This is a genomic window from Bradyrhizobium sp. SZCCHNS1022, from assembly GCF_032484835.1.
In the GTDB taxonomy this organism is placed as follows: domain Bacteria; phylum Pseudomonadota; class Alphaproteobacteria; order Rhizobiales; family Xanthobacteraceae; genus Bradyrhizobium.
Genome location: NZ_JAUETT010000001.1, coordinates 738547 through 762158 on the forward strand (window position 1 = coordinate 738547; position 23612 = coordinate 762158).

The following is a 23612-nucleotide window of genomic DNA, read 5'->3' on the forward strand; positions in this document are numbered from 1 at the left end:
AGTAAAGACAAGTTGGACCTTCGACGGGGAGGCAGCCATGCGCCCGATCAAGGATCGTGCGCCGAGATTGCGGCCGTGAGCGGCCCCCGCGCGTCGCCGCGGCGTCAAGGTTACCCCGAATGGCTGCCATGAAAGGGTAATTTGGAACCGTTTTGCCCAATTTTCGGGACTCGCTATCCGTGCATAAACGCCCTACATGCCGCCATTGTTGTGGATAACCCGGCCGGAACCAAAGTGGAGGCAGGGGCATTAAGCGGGTCAAGAACAGAACAAGGCGTCTAAACCGATGAGGGATCAGCAGAATTTCGATGGGCTCCGGTCCCGTGCCGCCGATCCTGACGTCGCACTCGCCAAGGCTCTCGGCCAGTGGCCGCCCAAGCCGCCCCGCCGGAAGCTGTCGCTGAAGGACCTTTCCACCGCCAAAGCCGCAGCGAACGCCAAAACGACCGTCGAAGAACTCGCCACCGAGCACGGGCTGACGCTGGGCGACCAGAACGAATTGACCATCCGCCGGGTCAAGCGCGGCAAGGGCTACAGCTTCGTCCGCGCCAACGGCACCACGGTCCGCGATTCCAGCACCATCCGCCGCCTGCATGCGATGGCCGTACCGCCGGCCTATCGCGAAGTCCGCTACTCCCCCGATCCAAACTCGCATCTGCAGGCGGTCGGGATCGATGCCGCCGGCCGACTGCAATACCGCTATCATGCCGACTGGGAGAAGGTGCGCGAGCACCGCAAGGCGCACCGGCTCGCCAAGCTGGTCGGTGCGCTGCCGAAGATCCGCCGCGCCGTCACCAAGCATCTGGCCGGCGACGAGCCGACCCGCGAATTCGCGCTCGCCTCGGTGATCGAACTGATCGCGCGCACCGCGATCCGTCCCGGCAACGAGTCCTACGCCAAGCTGAACGGCACCCGCGGCGCCACCACGCTGCTCAAGTCCAACGTCCTCCTGGAAGACGACTCCGTGGTGCTGACCTTCAAGGCCAAGGGCGGCAAGGCGGTGCGCAAGGAATGCGACGCCGCCAAGCTGGTTCGCGCCATCGGCGTCATGCGCCAGCTGCCCGGCCGCCGCATGTTCCAGTATCGCGACGCTCAAGGCGTCGTGCGCGCGGTCTCGACCACCCAGGTCAATGCATTCCTGCGAGAGATCGCCGGCATCAAGATCTCGCTGAAGGATTTTCGCACCCTGATGGCCTCGGCGGTGGCGCTGGAGACCTTGTCGCGGATCACGCCGGCGGCGAGTGCGCGCGGCCGCAAACGCCAGGTGCTGGACGCGGTGCGCGCCGCAGCCGACGAGCTCGCCAACACACCGGCGATCTGCCGCAAGAGCTACGTGCATGACACCATCGTCACCGCCTTCGAGGACGGCATCCTGGAGCGCTTCGCCGCGACGTTGAAGGGCCAGCGCTCGCAGAGCAAGCGCGAGCTGCTGCTGGCGCAGGTGGTGGTGGCGGCCGCGGTGTAAGCGGCGCGCCGTCGCGTGGACCGGCATCGTCGGCCAAGTTCTCCGTTCTCATCGCCCGGTTCAACCGGGCGATCCAGTATTCCGAGAGAGTGGTAGTCGATCGAGGGGCCGCGGCGTACTGGATCCCCGCCTTCGCGGGGATGACTGATGAGGATGCCGCGACATCTCTTTCGACCAGATACACCTTCGCCTTCCCGCGACGCATTCGCGCCCGAGTCATGCTCATCTTCCGCCCTCGAATTCGTTGAGGGCGCAGGGAAGGCCGGGAGCTTGCCGCCCCCATGGCCCGCCTGCGGAAAAAAATGCAGGCGGCAGGTACCACAGGTTCGGCCAAGACATCCCGGCCTTCCCTGCGCGATGGTTTTAACGGCTGCTTCGCGTTCTCCCCGGTGCGCCGGGCTTTCTGGCCACCGTTGCCTGCGCGACGCTGGAAGCGTCGTCGCAAGCTTAATCCTAGCGTCGGAGGATCAGGACCGCGCGACTTGACCGTGCGTGACTGCGCCGTTCGTCGGCGAACTAAGAGCTCGCTGCAACGCCTTCACGCCCATCGCATCCCGCTGCCTACGTCCGTGACGATCGCGATACGTCCCCTCAGGTGGCGGCGAGACGGGCGGAATGATCGTTCTGATTTGCCCGACATGGCAAGCGCGCGGCGCTGCGACAAACTAACACGACGGGCAATTTCACGCATGGCGAGCATGCGTGCGCATGGATCTCTCCGTGGTCGTTCCGGGGCATCGCGAAGCGATGAGCCCGGAATCCATGGCCACAGGCTGGAATTTGGAGCCCTGACGTCTGCTATCTGGCCGCATCATATCGGCCTGTGGTTATGGATCCCGGGTTCGTGCTTCGCACGCCCCGGGATGACAGCGGAGAGGACGGCTCGCGGTCTCCCGCGAGGCCAAGGCGCGCGCCATCGCGCTGGCCGACCAATCCGCCTCCTGAATGACCGGCCTCAGAACGAGGTCCCGCCGCCGAACTTGAACTCCTGCACCACGTCGTATTTGCCCTTGGTCAGCGGCACCGCGTAGTCGAAGCGCAGCGGGCCGAAGGGCGAGGCCCAGATCAGGCCGACGCCGACCGAGGTGCGCACCACCTTGCTGTCGTCATATTGCAGGCCGCATTTGCAGGCCGCCGAATTGACCTCGCCCGTTTGTGCCCACGAGGTCGGTCCCTGATAGCCCCAGAGCGAGCCGGCATCGGCATAGACCGCGCCTTTCAGCCCGACTTCCTTCGGCAGGAACCAGAACGGCATCTGCAGTTCGGCCGAGGCGCCCCAATATTTGGTGCCGCCGAGCGAGTCGCCGGTGGCGCCGAAATTGACGTAGGTGATGTCACGCGGCCCGATGCCATTGGAGGCGAAACCGCGCACCAGGTTCGCGCCCATCTGGAAATGGTCGAGCATGCGCAGGTCCTTGTCGCCGACCTTGTTCAGGATGCCGCCCTGCAGATGGATGACGCCGACGATCTCCGACACCAGCGGCGTGAAGTATTTCGCATCGACCGCGGTCTTGAGATAGCTGACGTCGCCGCCGACGCCGGCGAAATCCTGCTTCCAATCGATCAGCAGGCCGTCGGTCGGGTTCTTGTTGTTGTCGAGCGTGTTGTAGGACAGCGTGTAGCCGATCGCCGAGGTCAGCGCGGCGCCGTCGGAGAGCTCCTTGCGCACCGGCAGGGTCGATTCGCCGTCGGCATAGCAGCCCCAGCCGTAATAGCCCGAGCTGGTCGAATTGGTCGGGTCCTTGCCGCCCAGCACGTTGGCAATGTAGGCCGGGGTCGGATTGAAGGCGAGCAGGCTGTTGGCGGAATTGTTGTTGCAGTTCTGATAATAGGACGGCAGCGAAATCTGCTGGCGGTACAATGAATAGCGGAGCTGCAAGGACAGGTCTTCGCGCAGCTGGAAGCCGAGCCGCGGGCTGAAGCCGATCGTGGTCACGCCGTAGCTGGTGTAGCTGTTGGCGAGCTGCTGCTTGTAATAGACGTCGAGCCCGAGCGCGACTCGGTAATCGAGCAGATAGGGCTCCACGAAGGACAGCGACACGCCCCGGCTGTATTGACCGTAGGAGACCGACGCCTTGGCATAGAGGCCGCGACCGAGGAAGTTGCGCTCGGAGATCGACACCTCCGCCAGCGCGCCGTCACTGGTGGAATAGCCGCCGGACACCGAGAAATCGCCGGTGGATTTCTCCTCGAGATCGACGATGAGGACCACGCGGTCGCTGGATGAGCCCGGCTCGGTGGTGATCTTGACGCTCTTGAAGAAGTCGAGGTTCTTCAGCCGCCGCTCGGCCCGATCGACCAGCGCGCGGTTGTAGGCATCGCCCTCGGAGATATCGAACTCGCGCCGGATCACGTAGTCCCTGGTGCGGGTGTTGCCGCGAACAGTGATGCGCTCGATATAGGTGCGCGGGCCCTCGTCGACCGTGAACACGATCGACACCGTATGCGCCTCGAAATTGCGGTCGCCGCGCGGACGTACGACGGCAAAGGCAAAGCCGCGACGCGACGCCTCGATCTGCATCTCCTCGACCGACTTCTCGACCTGCTCGACGTTATAGAGCGAGCCGGCATCGACGCGCGAAAGGCTGCGCAGCGATTTCGCGTCGAGCGCCGCGATCGAGGACTGGAAATCGACCGAGGCGACCCGGTATTGCTGGCCCTCGTCGATCTTGAAGCTGACCAGGAAACCCTTCTGCTCCGGATCGTATTCGGTGAGCGCGGCCACCACCTGCACGTCGGCATAGCCGTGCTTCAGATAGAAGCGGCGAATCAGGTCGCGGTCGGCCTCGACGCGATCGGGATCGTAAACGTCGTTGCCGCCGAGAAAGCTCAGCCAGTTGGTTTCGTGGGTCTTGATGATGTCGCGCAGGCGCGCCGCGGAGAAGGCGTTGTTGCCGATGAAGGTCACCGACTTGACCGTGGTCTTCACGCCCTCTTCGATCGTGAAGATCAGGTCGACGCGGTTGTTCGGCTGCTCGATGATTTCGGGCGTGACGCGCACGTCATAGCGGCCGGAGCGACGGTAGATCTCGGCGATTCGCGATGCATCGGACTGCACCATCGGCCGGGAGAACGTGCCGCGCGGCTTCGACTGCACCTCGGCCGAGAGCTGCTCATCCTTGAGCTTCTTGTTGCCCTCGAAGGCGACGCGGCCGATCACGGCATTCTCGACCACGGTCACGACAAGACGGCCGCCCTGGCGGTTGATCTTCACGTCCTGGAACAGACCGGTCTCGATCAGCGCCTTCAGGCCGTCGTCGACCTGGCCTGCGTCAAGCGTTCCGTTCGGCCCCGCCTTGAAATAGGAGCGAATGGTTTCGGCCTCGACGCGCCGGTTGCCTTCCACCGCGATCGAAGCCACGGCCTGCGCCACCGCGGGTCCGGCGCCGACGATCCCGATCAAGGGCGCAGCCAGCGGCATGGCGAACATCATCAGGGCGAGCACGCCCCGCCGCAGTGTCAGACCAGTCATCGACGCTCTTTCGCATTCTCAATCCCCGCGCATGCGCAACGCACGATTTGCGTCGGCACGCGCATTCGGAATCGGGTGATGCATCGGAAAGATGGTCAGTATGCGCCGAGTTCGTTTCGCAAAATTTCGAAAGATGCTGGACGTGACTGATTGTTTCTAATCAGAAAGATTTCAGCCGCGACGGGCGACGCTGCAGGGATATGTACTACATCCCAGCGCGCGATTTTGTGGCGCGCGGCGGCGGACATCCAATTCTACAAATCGAGATGCTCCGCTGAATTGGCCGGCTTCGGAAATCAATCTCTACAATTCTTCGAATGCCGGCAACACGCGAGAAAAACTGCGGTGCTAGTGTCAGCTCATCCGAACTGAAGCCCCCAAGTCGGTTCGGGTAGGCCCGGTGCGCACCGATTCCCATTTTCATTCCGGCGCACCGGGCCGCCTTTTTTGGCGAGGCGATTTCTCACCCGATGGCGAGATGCTGACTCGTTGCGAGCTTCTCATCATGACCTGTCATGTCCCGGCAAGGGCGCGCAGCGCCCTTCAAGACGGATGCCCCGGCGATTCACTCCCTTGCTGATCCGAGACGGCGGACGAACAGCACGACCTCCGCGTTGGACCATGTCCGCATTGAACTGCTGCTGAGAGTTCCCCGACCGTAGGCGGCAACCCTGCCGCAACCAGCCGGCAACCTGCGCCCGGCGAAGCGCCATAATCTCCGCCGCTGTGGCCAAAAAACTCTGGATCGGAGCGGCAAAACCGATCAAAACGGCGGCACGAGCACGGCTCGTGCGCCGATGGTTAATCGCGTCTTAACCTCGCCTTATCTATGGTGATTTCATCCGCTTCCACCGGAACCGGGCGATCGGCGGCTTCAACAGGTTTGGCGCGTTGACGTATGGCAATGACCGCTTCATCCCCCGCGCCCGTGGGCGCCGGCCAGTCGGAGGGCGAACGCTCGCCGTTCGTACGGCTGACCGAGCTCCTGTCGCCCTATAGCCCGGGCAAGCCCCTGATTACGCTTGCGGTCGGCGAGCCGCAGCATCCGGTTCCGGATTTCGTCGGCCCTGTGCTGGCCCAGCACATCGCCGCGTTCGGCCGCTATCCGGCCGCCAAGGGCATCGAGCCGTTCCGCAAGGCCGCCACACAGTGGCTGTCGCGCCGCTTCGCCCTGCCGCGGCCGCTCGACCCGGAGAGCGAAATCCTGGTGCTGAACGGCAGCCGCGAGGGCCTGTTCTTCGCCGCGCACGCCGCGCTCCGCCATGTCGGCCCGCGCCGCGGCCGGCCTGCGATCCTGATGCCGAATCCGTTCTATCCCGTGTACGGCGCCGGCGCCCGCACCGCGGGCTGCGAGCCGATCTACCTGCCGACCACGACCGAGACCGGCTTCCTGCCCGACCTCGATGCGCTCGACGAGGCAACGCTGGCGCGCACCGTCGCGTTCTATCTCGCCTCGCCCGCCAATCCGCAAGGCGCGGTGGCGAGCCCGGACTATTTCCGCAAACTGAAGCGGCTCGCCGATCGCTACGGCTTTCTGATCTTCAGCGACGAATGTTATTCGGAGATCTACACGCAGACCGCACCGGGCAGCGTGCTCGAACAGGCTGGCCCGGATTACGGCAACGTCGTCGCATTCCAGTCGCTGTCGAAGCGCTCCAACGTGCCGGGCATGCGGATCGGCTTCGCCGCCGGCGACAAGCGTTTTCTGAGCGCCTTTCACGAGCTGCGCAACGTGGCCGCGCCCCAGGTGCCGGTGCCGCTGCAGCATGTCGCGGTCGCAGCCTACGGCGACGAGGCGCATGTCGAGGAGAACCGCCGGCTCTACCGCATCAAGTTCGACCTGGCCGACCAGATCCTCGGCAACCGCTATGGCTACAAGCGCCCGGCGGGCGGCTTCTGCGTCTGGCTCGATGTGTCCGATCGCGGCGGCGATATCGCTTGCACCGTGAAGCTGTATCGAGACGCCGGCGTGCGCGTGGTGCCGGGCAGCTACCTGGCGCAGCCGCAGGCCGACGGATTCAACCCGGGCGCCGGCTATATCCGGCTGGCGCTGGTGGCCGACAGTGAATCGACCGGCGAGGCGTTGCACCGGCTGGTCGAGGTTTTGGGTTAGCTCCGCGAGACGGATGAGGATGGCGACGATCGAACGAGTCATTCCCCTGGTCAACCACCTGCCGACGTCGCTCCGCGACGCGCTGGTGCGGCGGCTGCGCGAGCTCGTGGGCCTCGTGCTGATCGGCGGCGCGGCGATCGCGGCGGCGGCGTTGATGACCTGGTCGGTGCAGGACCCGAGCCTGAGCCACGCCACCTCGCGCCCGATCCGCAACATCCTCGGCTATCCCGGCGCGATCTGCGCCGACCTGTTGATGCAGATCCTGGGGCTCGGCGCGATCATGGTGATCCTGCCGCTCGCGATCCGCGGCTGGCGCATGCTCACCCACCGTCCGTACGATCGCGAGGCGCTGCGCTTCGGCGCCTGGGTCCTCTGCGCCGTGCTGGCCGCCGGCTTCGCCAGCTGCTGGCCGCATTCGCAGACCTGGCCGCTGCCGACCGGGCTCGGCGGCGTGGTCGGCGACGCGCTGGTGCGCGCGCCGGCGGTCGTGTTCGGACCACCGAGCTTCCTCTATCGCCTGGTGCTCGGCAGCATGCTGGGATTTGCGATGGTCGCGGCGCTCCTGGTCGCCGGCGGCCTCGGCGCGCGTGAGAGCGAGAACGAACTGGGTGCGGAGGAGGAGGACGAGACCCCCTTGTCCGATCCGGACGAGGAGGACGACAAAGGCGCGGTCCGGCTCGGCTTCGTGTTCCACGCCATCATGAGTGCGAAGGCGCGCGTGGTCTGGTTCCTGACCACGGCCTATCGCGCTTTCGTCTCCAGCGGCCCACAGGCGCGTACCGCCGTCAGCCGCAACGAACCCACGCTCGCCGGGCGCAACCGCGCCAGCCTCGCCCCGAAACTGGAGGACGAGGCCGAGGCGGAGGAGATCGAGGAAGAAGAGGAAGAAGAAGAAGAGGAGGAGGCCCCGGCCGCCCGCGCGCCGCGCAAGAAGCCGGCACCGAAGCCTGCTCCCCGCAAGTCCGACAAATATGATCTGCCGTCGGTCTCGATGCTCGCCGCGCCAAAGGCCGCCGATCGGCAGCCGCTGTCGAAGAGCGAGCTGGAGGCCAATTCGCGCGCGCTGGAAGGCGTGCTGCAGGATTTCGGCGTGCGCGGCGAGATCGTCAAGGCGCATCCCGGTCCGGTGGTGACGCTGTACGAACTCGAGCCGGCGCCCGGCATCAAATCATCCCGCGTCATCGGTCTCGCCGACGACATCGCGCGCTCGATGAGCGCGCTGTCGGCGCGCGTCGCCGTGGTGCCCGGCCGGAACGCGATCGGCATCGAGCTGCCGAATGCGCATCGCGAAAAGGTTTATCTGCGCGAGCTGCTGGTGGCCAAGGAAGCGCAGGAGAGCGTGGCCAAGCTGCCGCTCTGCCTCGGCAAGAACATCGGCGGCGAATCGATCATCGTCGACCTCGCCCGCATGCCGCATCTGCTGATCGCCGGCACCACCGGTTCGGGCAAATCGGTCGCGATCAACACCATGATCCTGAGCCTGGTCTACCGTCTCAGGCCGGACCAGTGCCGCCTGATCATGGTCGACCCGAAGATGCTCGAGCTCTCGGTCTATGACGGCATTCCGCATCTTTTGACGCCGGTCGTGACCGATCCGAAGAAGGCCGTGGTCGCCCTGAAATGGGCGGTGCGCGAGATGGAAGAGCGCTACAAGAAGATGGCCAAGCTCGGTGTGCGCAACATCGACGGCTACAACGCCCGCCTTGGCGAAGCCCGCAACAAGGGTGAGGAGCTGACGCGCACGGTCCACACCGGCTTCGACAAGGAGACCGGCAAGGCGATCTATGAGGAAGAGAAGCTCGACCTCGATCCGCTGCCTTATATCGTGATCATCGTCGACGAAATGGCCGACCTGATGATGGTCGCCGGCAAGGACATCGAGGGCGCGGTGCAGCGGCTGGCGCAGATGGCGCGCGCCGCCGGCCTGCACGTGATCCTGGCGACGCAGCGTCCCTCGGTCGACGTCATCACCGGCACCATCAAGGCGAACTTCCCGACCCGCATCTCCTTCCAGGTCACCTCCAAGATCGACAGCCGCACCATCCTCGGCGAAATGGGCGCCGAGCAGCTGCTCGGCCAGGGCGACATGCTCTACATGGCCGGCGGCGGCCGCATCAGCCGCGTGCACGGCCCGTTCTGCTCCGACGAGGAGGTCGAGAAGGTGGTGCGCCATCTGAAGGCGCAGGGCTCGCCGGAATATCTCGAAGCCGTCACCGCGGAAGAACCCAGCGAGGAGGACGGCGCCGTGTTCGATGCCACTGGCATGGGCGGCGGCGGGGGCGACGACCTGTTCTCGCAGGCCGTGGCGATCGTCAAACGGGACCGCAAGGCCTCCACCAGCTACATTCAACGCCGGCTACAGATCGGCTATAATAAGGCTGCTTCGCTGATGGAGCGAATGGAACAAGAGGGTATCGTCGGCCAGGCGAATCATGCCGGCAAGCGCGAGATCCTGGTGCCGGAGGAAGAGGGCGGGTTCTGACATCGCCCATTTGGCCCCAAACCGGCCTCATCTGTGTCGTCATGTTCACGCAATTACGATCACGCGGCCCGACCGAACCGAGTTAGAAACGCGCAAAAGCTCAGGACGTCGTTTTGAATAGCCCAGCCCCGAACACCTCAATTCCGTCGCCTTCCGTCGTGCGCGTCGCGCCGGCTCCTGCCGGCTTGGCGCTGGCAGGGCTGGTCATATTCGCGCTCACGGGCACAGCCGGCCATTGTGCAGCACAGACTGCTCCGCCGAAGGCCGCGAAGGGGCGCGATAGCACGCAGCTCAGCGCGTCCGAGAGCCAACGCGGCCAGCAGACCACCGCCACCACCCAGAGCGTGCCGCCGAACCCGATCATCCCGGACCCACGGCGCAACGTTCCGGCTAGTATTTTCACCACCTTCGATGCCAACCAGAAGGCGCAGGCCGCGAAGGTGAGTGCTTACCTGTCGTCGCTGCAGACGCTGGTGGGAAATTTCGTCCAGGTCGGGCCCGACGGCAGCAAGGTGAAGGGCGACTTCTACATCCAGAAGCCGGGCAAGGTGCGCTTCGAATATGATCCGCCGAGCCCGATCGACATCGTCGCCGACGGCTCCTCGCTGGTGGTGCGCGACCGCAATCTCGCGACCCAGGACGTCTACCCGCTGTCGCAGACGCCGCTGCGCTATCTTCTCTCCGACCGCATCGACCTGCTGAAGGACACCAACGTGATCGCGGTGTCGGCGGACGACATGTACATCAGCATCACGATCGAGGAGAAGCAGGCGCTGATCGGGACCAGCCGAATGCTCCTGATGGTCGGCGTCAAGGACGGCCAGCTCAAGCAATGGACCGTCACCGATCCGCAGGGCTACGACACCACGGTCGCGGTCTACAATCTCGACGCGACCAAGAAGCTCGATCCGAGCCTGTTCAAGATCGACTTCACCAATTATCCGACCACGCCGCCGGGCTGAGACCAGGCGGTCTCGCCCGCAAGCGGCCTGTGGAGAGCTGGGGATAAGCGCCGCGACCGCTCGTAGCGCGACCCCCGGGTGCCCGCAAGTGGCCCAAGAAGGGCAGACTCCGCCACAATCCGTGCTATGACGCATCTCCCATGCGTCTCGTTCTCACCACCTGGAACATCAATTCGGTGCGCCTGCGCATCGATCTCGTCGCCAAATTCATCAAGTCGGTGCGCCCCGATGTGCTCTGCCTGCAGGAGACCAAGTGCATCGACGACGCCTTTCCGCTGAAGCGCTTCAAGCGGCTCGGCTATGAGCACATCGCGCTGAACGGGCAGAAGGGCTATCACGGCGTCGCCGTGATCTCGAAATGGCCGTTCGAGAGCACCGATGTCAGAACCTTCTGCGACAAGATCGACTCCCGCCATATCTCGGTGTCGTTCGGCGAAAAGGCCGAGCTCGCAAGGCCGCTGGTGCTGCACAATTTCTATGTGCCGGCTGGCGGCGACATTCCCGATCCCGCGCTCAATCCGAAATTCGAGCACAAGCTGCAATTCCTCGACGAGATGAAGGCCTGCGAGCCGCTGCACCCGCGCGGCGATGACCGCCACATCCTGGTCGGCGACCTCAATGTCGCGCCCTATGAGAACGACGTCTGGTCGCACAAGCAGCTTTTGAAGGTGGTCTCGCACACCCCGGTCGAATGCGAGAAGCTGCTGGCCGCGCAAGCGCATGGCGAATGGTTCGACGTGGCGCGCGAGCGGATTCCCCAATCGGAAAAGGTCTATACGTGGTGGAGCTACCGCGCGGCGGATTGGACGGTGGGCGATCGCGGCCGCCGGCTCGACCACATCTGGGTGTCGCGCGCCCTCAAGGACCAGGTCAGCGACTTCCGCATCCTGCGCGACGCGCGCGGCTGGGAGCGTCCGTCGGACCACGTCCCGGTGACAGTGACGCTGGAGGTCTGACGCCCCGATTCCGAAGTCCGCACCGCATCGCGGCGCATCCGGTTGCGAATCTCGGAAACGAGGAGCCGTAGCTACTTCGTGACTATCCGCTTCGGGGGCGCGGTCGGCATCGGCGGCGCCGGCGAAATGGAGAACGTCACCCAGGCATTCCAGCCGTCGGGCCGGCGTTCTGCGGCAAATTCCTTGTAAGCCTTGAAATTCAGATAGCCCTGCATCTCGCCGACCGGGAAAATGAACCCGACCTGCGGACCCACGGCCGCGACCTGAGAGCGGAAGCAGCCGACCCGATCACCGGAACCGCTGTCGCAGCCGAGCTGCTTGTAGACGTAGCCCACCAGGCCGACCTGGACCTGCTTGCTCAGGAACTGCGACGCGCCCCAGTCGAAGTGCATGTCGACGCCGCTCTGATACTGCGTGTCGGTATTCTTGAGATTGTAGGTAAAGCCAAGCACGCCGGAGAGCTCATGTCCGGTCTGCGGATTGAAGTAGGTATAGCCGCCGCCCGCATCGATCGCACCATGTCCGATGCCGATATTGGCGAGGCGCGTCGAGCTGTAGGCGCCGACCGGGATGTCACCCATGACGTAAGTCATGTAGTTGTTGACGCCGGCATTCCAGCGCATGGCGAATTGCGGGATCAGATCACCGAAGCCCGCTGTGGAGTCGCTGATGGAATCGAACCGCGAGAACGGGATCGAGCCGAGCGGGGTCGAGAGTATGCCCGTCACCGATCCGTTGAGCGAGGTGGTATTGGCACCATAGATTCCGATCAGGCTGGCTGACGCCTGACCGCCGAGCACCGGCGTTGCAAAGACATAGGTCGCATTCAGCAGCCCGAGATCGACCTTGGCATTCAGATTCGCGTTTACTGTCGCGGTGAGATTCACCGGAATGCGGCCGATCTGGATTTCGCGTGCCCGTGCCACTTCGGCGCCTGCAGAAACCGAGGTGTGATAATAGATCGAAGCGGCCGACCATCCCGGCTGTTGAGGTGTGGCCGCAAGGCTGCCGAATGTGCCGGGGATCCAGAAGCTGATACCACCTTCATCTGCCGAAGCCACGACGGGCGCCGAAGCGGCGATTGCGAATACAATTGCGGCCAGCGCCTTGGTCATTCTCATTGCAGCTCCCCCCTCTGAACCACGGCCCCGTCCCGTGTGCAGTCCCGAACACGACGCTGAAAATATGACACCGACGGACAAGCGGGCCATAGCTGCCTTAGAGCAGGGAAAGTATTTTGCAACCATATGTTGCGCAACGGGCACAATAGCCCTATCGCACCGCTCACCTCGGATCATTGAGGGCGCTGCACGCTGCAGCAGCAGGCAACGCGACGCGTAGTCTCACCCAGCGCGCGCGAATGACGTTCTCGTCTGGATCAATTCTCACGCCGCCGTCGTAGGTAAGTGACGTGTCGCACACAGCACTATTCCTACTTCTCGCCCGTCGTCCGGTGCGTTGATTTGCGTCAATTCGTGGCTGTCGACACCAGCCCATGATTGTTTTCTATTTTGAAGGGAGACGCTGCAATGATCTCCACTCGCTTTTTCGTTGTTGCACTTGCATTTTCCTTCTTGACGCCAGCGGTTGCTCAGCAAAGTCAACCAAGCACCTCTCCGCCACCCGGCTCGCCTGCCGCAACCACCACCATTCCAGGTGATCAGTTGCCGCCACCGCCGCCGAAATTCGGGGGCGTGATCAAGGAAGACGCCAAGGATTCGAAGCCCTGGTGGCCGCCGACGGTGGTGCCGCCCAAGGGCGCGCCGAACGTGCTGCTGATCATGACCGACGACTCCGGTTATGGCGTGCCGAGCACCTTCGGCGGCGTGATCCCGACGCCAACGCTCGATCGGATCGCCAACAACGGACTGCGCTACACCCAATTCCACTCGACCGCCCTCTGCTCGCCGACACGAGCCGCGTTGATTTCAGGCCGCAATCATCACTCCGTCGGATTCGGCCAGATCAGCGAATTTGCAACCGGCTACCCGGGCTATGACTCGATCATCGGTCCGGAGAACGCCACCATCGGCCGGATCCTGAGCGACAACGGCTACGCCACCTCGTGGTTCGGCAAGAACCACAATACGCCCTCGTTCCAGTACAGCGCGGCGGGACCGTTCGACCAATGGCCGAGCGGGATGGGCTTCCAATACTTCTACGGATTCATGGGCGGCGAGTCCGACCAGTGGACGCCGTATCTCTTCCGCGATCACACCCCGATCTATCCGTGGATCGGCAGGAAGGACTACAACCTCGTCACCGACATGGCGGACGAGGCCATCAAGTACATGAAGGCGCTCGATGCCTCGGCGCCAGACAAACCGTTCTTCATTTACTACGTGCCCGGCGCGACGCACGACCCGCACCAGCCGACCAAGGAATGGATCGACAAGATCAGCAGCATGCACCTGTTCGACCAGGGCTGGGAGAAATTGCGTGAGCAGATCTTTGCCAACCAGAAGCGCCTCGGCGTGATTCCTGCAAACACGCAGCTCACGCCCTGGCCGAACGAGTTGCCGAAATGGGATTCGCTCTCCGAAATCAAGAAGAAGATCGTCATCCGCGAGGCCGACGTGTTCGCCGCCTACACCGCCTATAACGATCACGAGATCGGCCGTGTGGTCCAGGCCGTCGAGGACATGGGCAAACTGGACAACACGTTGATCATCTACATCAACGGCGACAACGGCACGAGCGCGGAAGGCTCGATGATGGGGACGCCGAACTGGCTGACCGTCGCCAACGGCGTGCTGGAACTGCCGGAGCTCGAATATCTGCGGTATTACGAGTCCTGGGGCTCCGACCAGACCTATCCCCATATGGCAGTGCCGTGGGCGTGGGCATTCGACACGCCATTCAAGTGGGTCAAGCAGGTCGCGTCGCATTTCGGCGGGACGCGGCAAGGCATGGCCATCTCGTGGCCCGGTCACATCAACGACGTCGGAGGCATTCGCAGCCAGTTTCACCACGTGATCGACATCGTGCCCACGATCCTCGAGGCGGCCGGGATCAAGGCGCCGGACATGGTCGACGGCATCAAGCAGAAGCCCATCGAGGGGGTGAGCATGGCGTACACCTTCGACAAGGCGAATGCCAACGCGCCGTCCAGACATACCACTCAGTACTTCGAGATGTTCGCCAACCGCGGCATCTATCACGATGGCTGGTATGCCGCGACCACGCCGCCCGAGCCGCCGTGGCTGGTCGGCACGAAGCCGCTGCCTCCGGTCGATCAGTACAAGTGGGAACTCTACAACATCGCCGAGGACTTCTCGCAGAACAACGACCTGGCGGCGAAGAATCCCGAAAAGCTCAAGGAGCTGCAGGCGCTGTTCCTCTCGGAGGCGGCAAAGTACCAGGTCCTGCCGCTTGACAACTCGGTGCTCCCGCGCCTCCTCACGCCGCGTCCAAGCGGAACGGCGGGACGATCCGAGTTCGTCTACACGGGCGAGAACGTGGACATTCCGATCGGCAACGCTCCGAGTCTGCTCAACCGCAATTACACGATCACCGCCGACATCACGATTCCGGCGGCCGGCGCGGAAGGAATGATCGCCACCATGGGCGGTCGTTTCGGCGGCTACGGGCTCTACCTGCTCGGCGGCAGGCCGGTCTTCGTCTACAATCTACTCAACCTGAAGCGCTATCGCTTTGAGGGCGGCGTCGGCGCCGAGGACTGGCTGGGCGGCCGAGCCCTCGAGCCGGGCAAGCACACGATCGTGTTCGATTTCAAGTACGACGGACCAGGCCTCGGCAAAGGTGGCACCGGCGTGCTGACGGTCGACGGAAAGGTGCTGTCGCAGCTGAAGATGGAGCATACCATTCCGTTCATGATGGCGATCGATGAGTCTTTCGACGTCGGGCTGGACACCCGTACGCCGGTGGACGACAGCTACAAACTGCCGTTCCGCTTTACCGGCAGCATCGATAAGCTGACCATCAAGACCGGTCCGGAGCAGTTGGCCGCGGAAGAGCGCGAGCAGATGAAACGGGCCCTCGCGACCGGACACGACTGATCGTCGGACGCAGACCGCGGACTCTCTGTGAGTCCGACAGCGCGCGGTCGTCCTGATCCGACCGCGGGGCTTCCTCCAACGAACGGGCATCGACCATGTTGAGCGAACGGAGTCTATCGTTTCACCGCCGGGACCTGCTGACGACCGCCTTCGGCGCAGGGGTCGGCGCCATGCTGCCGGCGGCGACCGCCCGAGCCGCCGGTCCTCTCGAGCGCGCCTTCGGGGACGTGCGAGGAGATGCGGTCGAGGAGTTCGCGTATTTGCTGGGCATGGAAGCATACGTCTATGGCTTCCCCCTTGTGATGATGGATGTCACCAACCGCGTGGAGACTGCGACCTCCGAGGCGGGCGAATATGCCGCGCCTATAAACCAGCTCTTCAAAATGAAAGGGTTTGTCAGTCCGGACTTCAAGAACTGCGTCCGTATCAGCGTCAACTCGGTGTGGTCCGGCGGCGTCTTCGATCTCGAAAAGGAGCCACAGGTCTTCTCGTACCCGGACTCGAATGGACGCTATTTCGTCATCCAGTTGCTGAACATGTGGACCGACGATTTCGCCTCCGTCGGGACCCGCACCACCGGCAGCGCCGGTGGCAACTTTCTGATTGTCGGCCCGAACTGGAACGGCACGGCGCCACCCGACGTCAAAGCTGTCTATCGCTGCTCCACCCGATACGGGTGGGCCCTGGTGCAAATGGCCGCCGCTGGTCCGCAGGACTTCCCGGAAATCCACAAATTGCAGGATGGGCTGAAGCTTACGCCACTGAGCGCCTGGGGTACTCCATACGAGCCTCCGAAGAATGTTCCCGTCGATCCCGACGTCGATCTCACCGCCACACCTTACGATCAGGTGCGATTGATGACAGGGGAGATGTTCTTCAGCCGTCTCGCCGCTCTGCTGAAAGACAATCCGCCGTACCTGGCCGACGCTCCGATGCTTACCAAGCTCAAGCGTATCGGTGTCGAGCCCGGCAAGCCGTTCGACCGCACGACCGTGGAGCCCGCCATCATCAAAGGGCTGAACCGGGTGCCCGCTGAAATCTGGTTCAAGCTTGAAACAGGTCCGTATACCGCGCCTACCGTCAACGGTTGGCAGAACACGCTCAATATCGGGAGATTCGGCACGGATTACACGACGCGCGCGTTCGTCGCCTGGTTCGGACTTGGAGCGCTCACGGCGGACGACGCGGTCTATCCCACGGCCTTCGTCGATGGCGATGGCGATGTTCTCGACGGCTCACAAAAATATCTTCTGCATTTCGCAAAGGATGAGATGCTGCCTTCCGAGAGCGGCGTCTGGTCGATATCGCCGTATCGCGAAAACTTCTACGTCCGCAACGCCATCGATCGCTATGGCGTGACGTCCGGAATGCCGCTGAAATACAATCCGGACGGCTCGTTGGACATCTACATCCAGTCGCGGTCTCCGGGAGGAGACAAGGAAGCAAATTGGCTACCTTGCCCGCCGAGCCTTCCCTTCAACCTGAGCATCCGGGTGTATCAACCGAAGGCTGCCCTCAAGGACGGCACGTACAAGATTCCGCCAATTCGGCGCGTTCGCGACAGTTGACGCGGGTGTGACGGCCAATACGATTCAAAGCGCCGCTCGCTTGAAACCGGTGGCGTCCGCCATTGCTCAGTTGGAGCGGGTCATCGATGGCCGATCATCGGCAATGTCGCTGCGCCCGCAATTCGCTCGGGTCTCTTGTCTCTCGGGTCTCTTGGGCGCAGTGGCAACGTCGATCTCAGTCCTGATTTCCGGATCGGTGAGGTCACCGACAGATCTTTACCATTCCATTCACGCTGTCCGAAGCGTGATTCCTCGACATGATTCCTCAAGGCTGATGCGCTTTGGCTGCGGTGCGCGCCACTCTTGTACAGATCACCTTTTGCGTAATCGTCTTTGCTAGCGCGGTCTCACCTGTTCTTTGCCCAGGTTCTTTGCCCAGGTCGGCAGCATGCGGCGCAGCGTATCGTCGCCGAAGACGACGTGATGGACGAGCGCCGCGGCCATGTGGAAGAACGCCAGGGCCAGAAGGACATTAGCCAGGACCTCGTGCACTTCCTTGACGGTATGGGCGAATGCCTTATCGGCCAGCCACGGCGATGGAATTTCGACGAGCCCAAAAATCGGAAGGGCATGCCCCTTGGCAAATTGCAGCGCGATTCCGCAGATCGGGACTGCAATCAGCAGCGCATAGAGCGCATAATGCATGAGTCGCGAGACCGGGTCGGTCCACTCGACGAGCCACTTTCCGAATTCCGTCGGCGTGACCTTCGGCGGCGGATTTGCCATCCGCCACGGTACCCGAACGAAGGCGATCAGGAGGATGACCAAGCCGATCCAGATGTGAGCGAGCAAGCCCGCGTCCCGCGCGCCTCCCCGAGGAAGCTCATCGCCAAACGTGCCCAAGACCCAGGCCAGGGCCACCAGGGCCACCGTGATCCAGTGCAAGAGCTTTGCGACCGGACCGTACCCTTGACTTAGCTCTTGAGAATCCATGTCCCGTCCTCCTGCGGGAAATTTAGGCCACGCAGCAGGCGAAGATTTGATCCGCATCAAGAGGCAAATCTCGTTTGTTGCTTTCTCGCGTGAGGAAGGTGCGATGCTGCGGACGGAACAGGACACATAAGGAAGGTCATCTTGCGCGACGACATGGAGCGGACGCCTTCAGACAGCTTCGCGCGGCGGCTTGTTCTGGTGTGCCTCGTCGGTGCGGCACTGATCGCGATCTGGAAGCTCTCGGACGTTCTCGTCTTGGCTTTCGGCGCCGCGCTCCTCGCGCTCCTGCTGCGAGGCTTGGCGCACGAACTCGGCCGCAGAACCCGGCTGCCGGATCAATGGGCGGTACTGCCTGTCATCGTCGCGCTTGCCGGATCGATCGGCGCCGTCGGTTGGCTGTTCGGGGCGCAAATCTCGGCGCAATTCAGCGTGCTCGCGAAGGACCTCCCGCAGAGCCTCTCGGAAATCGTCCGCGAATTCGGATCGAGTTCGGTGGGCGTGTGGCTGCTCGGGCAGGTGCGCGACATGAACCTCGGCAACGCGACCGGGCAGGCTGCGGGTTATCTTGCGGCGCTCTTTGGCTCGGTCGTTCGGGCAGGCGCCTACGTCGCCGTCCTGCTGTTCGCTGCGGTTTATCTGGCGGTGCAGCCGACACGGTATATCGAAGCCCTGCTGCGGCTCGTTCCGGCAGATCGCCGCGAGAGAAGCCGCGATGTCGTCGATCTCCTTGGAATGACCCTGCGGCGCTGGCTGATCGGTCAGTCGGTCACGATGGCGGTCGTCGGCACATTGACAAGCATCGGCCTCCTCACGCTCGGCGTCGCTGCGCCGATCGCGCTCGGGATGATCTCGGGGATGTTTGCCTTCATCCCCTATGTCGGGCCGATCCTGGCGTCGGTGTCCGCCATACTCATGGCCGCGATGCAGGGACCGATGCTGGTCGTCTACGTCATCGCGCTCTACGCCGGAATTCATTTCATCGAAGGCAATCTCATTACGCCGTTGGTCCAGGCGGAAGCCGTCGAGCTGCCTCCGGTGCTCACGCTGTTCGCGACGCTCGTCTTCGGATTGCTGTTAGGTCCGTTCGGCGTCCTGCTGGCCGCGCCGCTCGCTGTCGTGCTGCTGGTTCTGGTCAATACGGTCTATATAGAGGGACTGCTCGGCGAACGCCGCGTGTGGCCGTCAAGCCCCAAGCCACCGCGCTGACTTTACGGATGTGGCGCTCATGGACTCCGCGGACGAGCCAGGCCAACACGGGATCGGATATAGCGTAGCCGCCGCTGCCGCGTCGCCGGTTGCGACACCGGTCTTCCGCGCCCGGCGCCTTTCAAAAACCTACCATATGGGCGACGTCGAGGTGCATGCCCTACGGGATGTCGACCTCGATATCTTCGAACGCGAATTTGTCGTGCTGCTGGGACCATCGGGTTCGGGCAAATCGACGCTGCTGAACATCCTTGGCGGGCTGGACAGTCCGACTTCGGGCGAAGCCCATTGGCGCGATCACGATCTGGTCGCGGCAGGAGATGCCGAACTGACGCGCTACCGGCGCGAACATGTCGGCTTCGTCTTCCAATTCTACAATCTCATCCCCAGCCTCACCGTGCTGGAGAACGTCGCGCTGGTCAAAGAGATTGCGGAACGGCCGCTCGATCCTCTGGAGGTGATCAGGCTGGTCGGCCTCGAGCACCGCATCGACCACTTTCCGTCCCAGCTGTCCGGCGGCGAACAGCAGCGCGTGGCGGTGGCCCGCGCCATCGTCAAATCCCCGGACGTGCTGCTCTGCGACGAGCCCACCGGCGCGCTGGATTACGAGACCGGCAAGGTGGTTCTGGCGGCGATCGCGCGTGCCAACGAGAGGTTTGGCACCACGATCATCATCATCACCCATAATGCCGCGATCGCCGGCATGGCCGATCGCGTGCTGCGGCTCGGCGGTGGACGGATCGTCGGCGAAGAGCGCAATGCGCGACGGCTCTCGGCCGACGAGGTGCGCTGGTGAGCCTGCTGGACCGCAAACTGCGGCGCGACATCAGCGCAATGCGCGGCCAAGTGCTTACCATCGCGCTGCTCGTTGCCGCCGGCGTCGCGGTCTTTGTCGGGTCGGTTTCGACCTACGTATCCTTGCGCTCGGCCTGCGAGCGGTTCTACGCGTCCGCCCGGTTTCCAGAGATTTTCGTGACGCTCAAGCGGGCGCCATTGTCGATCGTGCCGCGCCTCAGCGCCACTGCGGGCATCGTTGCCGTCGAGCCCCGCATCGTCCGCGAAGTCATCATCGACTGGCCGGCGGCATCACAGCCGGTGTCGGCACGCATGGTCTCTTTGAATCATGCCGGCGACGAACAGCTGGCGCGGCTACATTTTCGCCGCGGCACGGCACCTGACCCGGGCTCGCCGAGGGACGCCGTCATCAACGAAGCCTTTGCCGAGGCGAACGGCGTGAAGCCCGGCGACGAGGTCCGCGTGCTGCTCAACGGCAAGCTCCAGAGCTTTCGCGTCTCGGGGATCGCGCTGTCACCGGAATATGTCTACGCGGTCAAGCCTGGACTGCCCATTCCGGACGACCGACTCTACGCTATCCTTTGGGTGGACCGTCGCGCCGCCGAAGCGGCTTTCGACATGAAGGCCGCCTTCAATGATGCCGTCATTTCCCTGGCTCCCGGTGTGGATCCGCAGCCGGTGATCGAAGAACTGGATCGGCTGCTGGACCCCTATGGCTCGGTCGGGGCCATCGCACGCCGGGACCAGCCCTCCAATCGCTTCCTTCAGGATGAGCTGAACCAGCAGAGGGTGATGTCGATCACCATTCCGTTCATCTTCTTTGGTGTCGCCGCGTTCCTTCTGAACAGTGCGCTCGGCAGACTGGTCGGCGCTCAGCGCGAGCAGATCGCAGCACTGAAGGCGCTGGGCTTTCCGACCGTCACACTCGCGCTGCATTATCTGAAGCTCGTCCTGGTCATAGTGCTGATCGGCTCGGTGCTCGGCATCGCTGCCGGTCTTGGCTTCGGGGAAGCGATGATGGCCAGCTATCAGGGCTTTTTCCGCCTGCCCGACCTCCCATTCAACCTGACGCCTTGGTCGATCGTTGCGGGCGTCGCGATCAGCCTGGCCGCAGGTTCGCTAGGCGTCCTGACGGCGTTGCGGGATGTCGTCGGCCTGGCCCCGGCGGTTGCGATGCGACCGGCCGCGCCGCTCGGATTTCGTCGCTCTCTCTTCGAGACGTTTCTGCCGGGCAGGGCGATGACGGTGCGTTGGATGATGATGCTGCGGAACATGGCCGGACGACCGTTCCGTTCGCTGCTCACCGTGGTCGGGGTTGCGTTTGCCGTGCCCATGATGGTGCTGGGCATATTCTGGCGCGACGCCATCGACCAAATGATCGATCTGCAGTTCAATCTGATCGAGCGGGGCAATGTTTCGATCACGTTTTCGCACCCAATGGACCGCGTCATCATTCGCGATCTGGCGCGCCTGCCCGGCGTGTTGGCCGTCGAGGGGCAACGCATCGTGCCGGTTCGGCTGCGTGCCGGACAGCACAGTTATCTGACCTCGGTGATCGGCCTGTCGTCCGCCGACCAGCTTCGCCGGCCGCATGACGCGGCGCTGCGACCGATTGCCGCTTCTCCGGATGGCGTGACGCTGACCCTGAGGCTGGCCGAACGCCTCGGGGTGAAGCCGGGCGATGTGATCACCGTCGAGACGATGGAAGGCCGTCGGCTGAAGCGCGACCTTCCGGTGAGCGCGACCGTCGACGAGTCGATCGGGATGGCATCCTACATGGATATCGATACGCTCAATCGCTTGACCGCAGAAGGAGCCACGATTTCCGCAGCCAGCCTGTATGTCGAGCCGACCGCACTGCCGGCATTGGGGCGAAGCTTCAAGAACCTGCCGACGATCGAATCCGTATCGATGAAAGCCTACACGCTATCGTCATTTCTGGAGAAGATCGGCGGGTTGGTTTTCGTCAGCGCCGGCATTCTCACCGTCTTTGCCGGGATCATCACCGTGGGCGTCGTCTACAACAGCGCGCGGATCAGCCTGCAGGAGCGCGCCTGGGAGCTTGCAAGCCTGCGCGTGCTCGGCTTTACCCGCAGCGAGGTCGCAGGCATCCTGTTTGGAGAATTCGCCGTCGAGATAGCACTGGCCATTCCGATCGGGCTCTCGTTGTCACATGGGATCATCGCCGTGATTGCCCGCTTTCATTCCAACGAAAGCTTCCAGATTCCCGCGGTCATCGAGCCCCGGACGTATCTGATCGCGGCCGGCGTCGTCCTGGCGGCAGCCGCGGGAAGCGCATTCGTCGTCCGCCGGCGCGTCGACCAGCTCGACCTGGTGGCGGCACTCAAGACAAGGGAATAAGCATGCACGTGGCCATCCGCCGCATCGCGATCGCCGGGGCCCTTATCGCGGTCGCGGCGCTGGTCGCCTGGGCGGTGATGCCGAGCGCCGTGACCGTCGAGACGGCAGTCGTCGCCAAAGGGCGATTTGTTGCCACCGTCGATGACGATGGGAAGACTCGTATCCGCCAGCGCTATGTGGTGGCGGCGCCGCTCGCCGGCCGGCTTGGACGTATCCGCTTCAAGGCAGGAGACCAGATCAAGTCTGACGATGCCGTCGCCACCATCACGCCTTCGCCCGCACCCCTGATGGATCCTCGCAGCCGTCACGAAGCCGAGGAGCGGCTTGGCGCGGCGGAGGCCAATGTGGCGCGCGCCAAGGCAGTGGTCGAGCGGGCGCATGCCCAGAGTGATCAGGCGAACGCCGACGTGGCCCGCACGCGGACACTGGCTGAGCACGGGACGGCGACGGCTCAGGCATTGGAGCACGCCGAGCTCGCTGTTCGGACCGCGGACCGGGATCTGCGCGCAGCAGAGTTCCTGGACCATGCTGCCGAACACGAGCTGAGCCAGATGCGCGCCTTGTTGGCACGCTATAGCGGCAACACAAATCCGGACGAGACCCCGGAAAGCTGGAGCGTCACGGCGCCGGTTACCGGAGTCGTGCTGAAAGTCGCGCAGGAGAGCGAGACGATCGTCCAGCCGGGAACACCGCTCCTGGAGGTCGGCGATCCGCACGATCTCGAAATCGTCGTCGATGTCTTGAGCACGGATGCCGTCGAAATTCGCCCGGGGGCGGATGTGACGATTATTCATTGGGGCCGTCCGGAGCCGCTGTCCGGACGCGTCCGCCGGGTCGAACCGGCAGCCTTCACCAAGATCTCGACTCTCGGGGTGGAAGAGCAACGGGTCAACGTCCTGATCGACATCACCTCGCCGGCGGAGCAGTGGACACGGCTCGGCGATGCCTATCAGCTCGATACGCAGATCGTCGTGTTCACGAAGGATGACGCGACCATCGTTCCGGCCGGAGCTCTCTTTCGCCGCGGCGATCAATGGAGCGTCTACGCCGTCAAGGATGGCCGGGCCGAACTGCGCAGCGTCGAGGTGCTACGCCGCTCGGGTCGGTTTGCCGCAATCGCCTCCGGGCTTACCGACGGCGAAGCGGTTATCGTCTATCCCGGCGATCGTGTTGCGTCGGGAGTGCGCGTCACATCGCGCCCGCAGGCCGCGCCGTAGCCATGCCGGCCAATCTTCAAAGTAGCTACCGCCGGAAAGAATATGACAGCTCTCCGAGATGAT

14 protein-coding genes are annotated in these 23612 nt (G+C 63.6%); 11 read left to right on the forward strand and 3 right to left on the reverse strand.

The features are described from left to right. The first annotated feature begins 286 nt into the window (after positions 1-286). The gene (locus tag QX071_RS03295) at positions 287-1465 is read left to right on the forward strand and encodes a DNA topoisomerase IB (protein ID WP_315702292.1); all 1179 of its coding nucleotides are present in this window, start codon (positions 287-289) and stop codon (positions 1463-1465) included. A gap of 955 nt (positions 1466-2420) precedes the next feature. On the opposite strand, the gene bamA is transcribed toward QX071_RS03295, so the two are convergent. Further along, positions 2421-4937 (reverse strand): outer membrane protein assembly factor BamA, encoded by a 2517-nt coding sequence (gene bamA / locus QX071_RS03300; protein ID WP_315702291.1) that lies wholly within the window; start codon positions 4935-4937, stop codon positions 2421-2423. A gap of 898 nt (positions 4938-5835) precedes the next feature. On the opposite strand from bamA, the gene QX071_RS03305 reads away from it, so the two are divergent. The 4 genes from QX071_RS03305 to QX071_RS03320 all read left to right on the forward strand — a co-directional run bounded on the left by QX071_RS03305 (position 5836) and on the right by QX071_RS03320 (position 11450). Beyond that, complete coding sequence (locus QX071_RS03305) at positions 5836-7050, forward strand: aminotransferase class I/II-fold pyridoxal phosphate-dependent enzyme (RefSeq protein WP_315702290.1); 1215 nt, start codon at positions 5836-5838, stop codon at positions 7048-7050. 13 nt (positions 7051-7063) lie between these two features. Further along, complete coding sequence (locus tag QX071_RS03310; RefSeq protein WP_315702289.1) at positions 7064-9532, forward strand: DNA translocase FtsK; 2469 nt, start codon at positions 7064-7066, stop codon at positions 9530-9532. Between the two features lie 200 nt (positions 9533-9732). Then, positions 9733-10494: an outer membrane lipoprotein carrier protein LolA gene (locus QX071_RS03315; protein WP_409977481.1), complete on the forward strand. Its 762-nt coding sequence runs from the start codon at positions 9733-9735 to the stop codon at positions 10492-10494. A gap of 140 nt (positions 10495-10634) precedes the next feature. Next, complete coding sequence (locus QX071_RS03320; protein ID WP_315702288.1) at positions 10635-11450, forward strand: exodeoxyribonuclease III; 816 nt, start codon at positions 10635-10637, stop codon at positions 11448-11450. Positions 11451-11521: 71 nt separating this feature from the next. Here the strand turns inward: QX071_RS03320 and QX071_RS03325 are convergent, their stop codons facing one another. After that, positions 11522-12565, reverse strand: coding sequence for a transporter (locus QX071_RS03325; protein WP_315703142.1), 1044 nt, complete (start codon positions 12563-12565; stop codon positions 11522-11524). A gap of 414 nt (positions 12566-12979) precedes the next feature. Between QX071_RS03325 and QX071_RS03330 the strand changes: the two genes are divergently transcribed. Then, the gene (locus QX071_RS03330; protein WP_315702287.1) at positions 12980-15469 is read left to right on the forward strand and encodes an arylsulfatase; all 2490 of its coding nucleotides are present in this window, start codon (positions 12980-12982) and stop codon (positions 15467-15469) included. Between the two features lie 95 nt (positions 15470-15564). Then, complete coding sequence (locus QX071_RS03335; RefSeq protein ID WP_315702286.1) at positions 15565-17037, forward strand: DUF1254 domain-containing protein; 1473 nt, start codon at positions 15565-15567, stop codon at positions 17035-17037. 336 nt (positions 17038-17373) lie between these two features. On the opposite strand, the gene QX071_RS03340 is transcribed toward QX071_RS03335, so the two are convergent. After that, positions 17374-17970: a cytochrome b gene (locus tag QX071_RS03340; protein WP_315702285.1), complete on the reverse strand. Its 597-nt coding sequence runs from the start codon at positions 17968-17970 to the stop codon at positions 17374-17376. A gap of 141 nt (positions 17971-18111) precedes the next feature. On the opposite strand from QX071_RS03340, the gene QX071_RS03345 reads away from it, so the two are divergent. From QX071_RS03345 to QX071_RS03360, 4 genes are all read left to right on the forward strand, one after another. Then, positions 18112-19176 (forward strand): AI-2E family transporter, encoded by a 1065-nt coding sequence (locus QX071_RS03345; RefSeq protein ID WP_315702284.1) that lies wholly within the window; start codon positions 18112-18114, stop codon positions 19174-19176. Between the two features lie 136 nt (positions 19177-19312). Then, positions 19313-19972, forward strand: a complete 660-nt coding sequence (locus tag QX071_RS03350; protein WP_315702283.1) for an ABC transporter ATP-binding protein — start codon at positions 19313-19315, stop codon at positions 19970-19972. Further along, positions 19969-22332, forward strand: coding sequence for an ABC transporter permease (locus QX071_RS03355; protein ID WP_315702282.1), 2364 nt, complete (start codon positions 19969-19971; stop codon positions 22330-22332). Before QX071_RS03350 ends, QX071_RS03355 begins: the two co-directional genes overlap by 4 nt. A 2-nt stretch (positions 22333-22334) precedes the next feature. Then, positions 22335-23549 carry an efflux RND transporter periplasmic adaptor subunit gene (locus QX071_RS03360; RefSeq protein ID WP_315702281.1) on the forward strand — a complete coding sequence of 405 codons (1215 nt, stop codon included), beginning with the start codon at positions 22335-22337 and terminating at the stop codon, positions 23547-23549. The last annotated feature ends 63 nt before the right edge of the window (positions 23550-23612 follow it).